Genomic DNA, 2,641 nt, shown 5'->3' with positions numbered 1-2,641 from the left:
GTCCCCCGGCCGCTGCGCGGCCTCCTCCTTTATTTCGCCTCCAAGGGCATGGGGGCCCAGCGCCCGACCCACCGACGGCCGCGTCTGAAAAAGCTCAACGCACGCCAAGCGCATGGAACGCACATAGAAGAAGAAGCTCTTCCAAGCCATGCCACGCGATATCCGAACGACATACGGCGCCCCGGAGGGCGCCGCATGAGGTGGCCAGAAACTGCCGGCTTACCGGCTGTTGATCACGTAGTCGGCGATGATGCCGGTAGCGATGGCGACCAGCAGCAGGTTGCCGCGGTCATCGCGGATCCAGTGGTGGCCATACGGCGGGCGACGGACCGAGTAGCGGTTGTAGTCGTTGACCACGTAGACCGGGCCACGGTAGTACTCGTTGTAGCGGTGACCGCGCGCCCACCCATAGCCGCGACCGGGTCCCGGACGATAGACCACGCGCGGCGGCGGCGGCGCCGGGCGGTAGTGGCCGCGGTTGTCGTAGTAGCGGCGATCATGCCGCGCCTCGCGGCGGTCATCGCGCCAGTCGCGGCGATCATGACGGTCGTAACGGCGATCGTCATGACGGTCGTGGCGGTCATGCCCACGGCCACGATGGTCGTCGTCGGCGAAGGCCGGGGCCACTGCACCCAGGGCAAGCAGCGAGGCGACGGCCCCGACCACAAATCGATTGATGCTCATGATTGGCCTCGCTTGGTGGATTGATGGCTCCATCATGCGCAGGTCATCTGAACGGTCTCCGGCTGGAAACGGTTTCCAGTTTATGCCGTTTGACCGCCCATTCAGGCGGCGGCAAGCCCCGCCCCATGGGGCCACCGGCGGCTGTCATCGCTTCCGGCTATAATCGGGGGTACCCCTTTTATCCATCTGTTCCTGTTCCGCTCGGAACGGGCTCAGGGTTGCGCCTTCGGAGACCTCATGTCCTCGCAATACATCTACACCATGAACCGCGTCAGCAAGGTGGTCCCGCCCAAGCGGCAGATCATCAAGGACATCTCGCTGTCGTTCTTCCCGGGTGCCAAGATCGGCCTGCTGGGCCTGAACGGCTCCGGCAAGTCCACGGTGCTGAAGATCATGGCCGGCGTGGACACCGACTTCGAGGGCGAAGCCCGCCCGCAGGCCGGCATCAAGGTCGGTTACCTGGCCCAGGAACCGGAGCTGGACCCGACCAAGACCGTGCGTGAAGCGGTCGAGGAAGGCGTCGGCGAAGTGCTGCAGGCCCAGGCCCAGCTGGACGCCGTCTACCTGGCCTATGCCGAGGAAGGCGCCGACTTCGACAAGCTGGCCAAGGAACAGGAGCGCCTGGAGGCGATCCTGGCCGCCGGCGATGCGCACACCCTGGAAAACCAGCTGGACGTGGCGGCCGATGCCCTGCGCCTGCCGCCGTGGGAGGCCGTCGTGGGCACCCTGTCCGGCGGTGAAAAGCGCCGCGTGGCGCTGTGCCGCTTGCTGCTGCAGAAGCCGGACATGCTGCTGCTCGACGAACCGACCAACCACCTGGACGCCGAGTCCGTGGAATGGCTGGAACAGTTCCTGGCGCGCTACACCGGCACCGTCGTGGCCGTCACCCATGATCGCTACTTCCTGGACAACGCCGCCGAGTGGATCCTGGAACTGGACCGCGGCCGCGGCATTCCGTGGAAGGGCAACTACACCGACTGGCTGACCCAGAAGGACGACCGCCTGCGTCAGGAAGACAACCAGGAAAAGTCCCGCCAGAAGGCGATCCAGAAGGAACTGGAATGGTCGCGCCAGAATGCCAAGGGCGGCCGTACCAAGGGCAAGGCCCGTCTGGCCCGCCTGGAAGAACTGCAGTCGGTGGATTACCAGAAGCGCAACGAGACCAATGAAATCTTCATCCCGCCGGGCGAGCGCCTGGGCAATGCGGTGATGGAATTCAAGAACGTCTCCAAGAAGTTCGGCGACCGCCTGCTGTTCGACGACTTGAACTTCCTGGTGCCCGGTGGCGCGATCGTGGGCATCATCGGCCCCAACGGTGCCGGTAAGTCGACCCTGTTCAAGATGATCACCGGCCAGGAAAAGCCCGATACCGGCGAGATCGTGGTCGGCCCGACCGTGAAGCTGTCCTATGTGGACCAGAGCCGCGACGCGCTGGAGGGCAACCACAACGTCTTCCAGGAAATCGCCGGCGGCCTGGACATCCTCAACATCAATGGCGTGGAGATCCAGTCGCGCGCCTACATCGGCCGCTTCAACTTCAAGGGCCAGGACCAGCAGAAGCTGGTCGGTTCGCTGTCCGGTGGTGAGCGTGGCCGCCTGCACATGGCCAAGACCCTGCTGCAGGGTGGCAACGTGCTGCTGCTCGATGAACCGTCCAACGATCTGGACATCGAAACCCTGCGTGCGCTGGAAGATGCGCTGCTGGAGTTCCCGGGCAACACCTTCGTGATTTCGCATGACCGCTGGTTCCTGGATCGCATCGCGACCCACATCCTGGCCTTCGAAGGCGACTCGCACGTGGAGTTCTTCCAGGGCAACTACCGCGAGTACGAAGAAGACAAGCGCCGCCGCATGGGCGACGACGCCGCGCCCAAGCGCCTGCGCTTCAAGGCGCTGAAATAAGAGAAGAAAAACGGCCGCGCACTGCGCGGCCGTTTGCATTTGGGTAGGTCATGAC

Annotated in this window: 2 protein-coding genes; one reads left to right on the top strand and one right to left on the bottom strand. The window is 64.4% G+C overall.

All coding sequences use genetic code 11. The features are described 5' to 3' along the window. Positions 1-219: 219 nt before the first annotated feature. A complete protein-coding gene (locus AC1DQP_RS19245) occupies positions 220-684 on the bottom strand; it encodes an RcnB family protein (protein WP_478052273.1) in 465 nt (154 codons plus the stop codon). Between the two features lie 237 nt (positions 685-921). On the opposite strand from AC1DQP_RS19245, the gene ettA reads away from it, so the two are divergent. Next, positions 922-2,586, top strand: a complete 1,665-nt coding sequence (ettA, locus tag AC1DQP_RS19240; protein ID WP_256775387.1) for an energy-dependent translational throttle protein EttA — start codon at positions 922-924, stop codon at positions 2,584-2,586. The last annotated feature ends 55 nt before the right edge of the window (positions 2,587-2,641 follow it).

The sequence above is a fragment of the Stenotrophomonas sp. P5_A8 genome (assembly GCF_056400545.1).
This window is presented reverse-complemented; position numbering and strand designations above follow the sequence as displayed.